Below are 1500 nucleotides of genomic sequence, written 5' to 3'. Positions count from 1 at the left end.
TGTCCGTCGTCAGATAACTTGAAACACCGGATGGTGATTCCTTCAGGAGGATTGGCCCACCTTGTGGGTCAGTTTACGCTGCCTGGGAAAGATGTTGCAGGCGGCGTTGTTGGATGGTCCGGCGCTTGATCTCGGCACGGCGTTTCAGGATCGCAGCACCGCGCCCGTTGTAGACGTCGGCCGGCGTCAGGTTCTTCAGGCTTTCGTGGTAGCGGCGGTGGTTGTAGTGCTCGACGAAATCGCCGATTGCACGTTCCAGATGACCAGGCAGGAAATAGTTTTCCAAAAGCACCCGATTCTTCATGGATTGGTGCCAGCGTTCGATCTTGCCCTGAGTCTGAGGATGCATCGGTGCGCCCCGCACATGCGTCATCCCGCGCTCATCCAGCCACTCGGCCAGGTCTTCCGAGATGTAGCTGCCGCCGTTGTCCGAAAGCAATCGCGGTCGGTGCTTGACCTGGATGCCGTCGAGCCGGCTGGCCGCCAATGCGTCGGTGATCGTGTCGGTGACGTCCCCGACCTTCATGGTCGTGCAGAGCCGCCAGGCAACGATGTACCGGCTGTAGTCGTCGATGATCGTGGACAGGTAGAACCAACCCCAGTTGATCACCTTGAGATAGGTGAAATCGGTCTGCCACATCTGGTTCGGCGCGGTTGTCTTCTCGTGGAATTCATCGGCAGCCTTGATCACGGTGAACGCTGGGCTGGTGATGAGGTCATGTGCCTTCAAAAGCCGGTAGACCGAGCTTTCCGAGACGAAATAACCCTTCTCGTCGATGAAGGTCGTGGCCAGTTCACGTGGGCTCAATTCCGGGCGATCCAGGGCCAGCTCGATGATCTCATCGCGCGTGACATCAGGGATGCGGTTCCATACCCGGCCAGGGCCGCCTCGGCGGTCCTGTAGGCCGTCGATGCCGTGGCGTTCGTAACGATCGCACCAGCGATAGAAGGTCGTGCGTGACACGCCGATCTTGGCCAGGACCTGTGACACCGGCAGGTGGGAATCTTCGACCAGCCGGATGATCTCGTGTTTGTCTTCTGCGGGGTAGCTCATTCGTGGTGCCCCCCATCCGCGATCAAGCTTTTTTTGAGCACGCGGGCTTCAAGCACGGACTCAGCCAGGGCCTCTTTGAGGCTGCTCATCTCGGCACGCAGCTGCTTGACCTCATCGCTGGTGGCCTCGCGTGCGGTGTCGCCAGCCAGACGCTTCTTACCGGCTTCGAGGAATTCCTTTGACCAGCTGTAGTACAGGCTCTCGACGATGCCTTCTCGACGGCACAGCTCGGCAATGCTGACTTCGCCACGCAGCCCTTCAAGGACAATGCGGATCTTCTCTTCCGGGGAATGCTTGCGCCGCGTCTTGCGCCGAATATCCCGGATCTGCTTCTCGGTGGTGGATTTGGACTTCGTTGTCATCGTTACTCCTTCGGGTGAAAACGATGGGCCAAATCCTCCTTTAGCGAAACCCCTCAGGTGTTACACAGTTGCTGACGGCGCACA

The 1500-nt window shown here is 58.9% G+C and carries 1 protein-coding gene; it reads right to left on the bottom strand.

The genetic code is table 11. The annotated features are described in order from the left end of the window. Positions 1 to 73: 73 nt before the first annotated feature. Positions 74 to 1416 (bottom strand): IS3 family transposase gene (locus ATO7_RS16690; protein WP_146680426.1). Its coding sequence is split into 2 segments (ribosomal slippage): positions 74 to 1080 and positions 1080 to 1416, totalling 1344 coding nucleotides; the frame shifts between segments, so codons are not numbered across the junction. Between the last annotated feature and the right edge of the window lie 84 nt (positions 1417 to 1500).

Origin of the sequence: Oceanococcus atlanticus (assembly GCF_002088235.1) — a bacterium.
Classification (GTDB): Bacteria; Pseudomonadota; Gammaproteobacteria; order Nevskiales; family Oceanococcaceae; genus Oceanococcus; species Oceanococcus atlanticus.
This window is presented reverse-complemented; position numbering and strand designations above follow the sequence as displayed.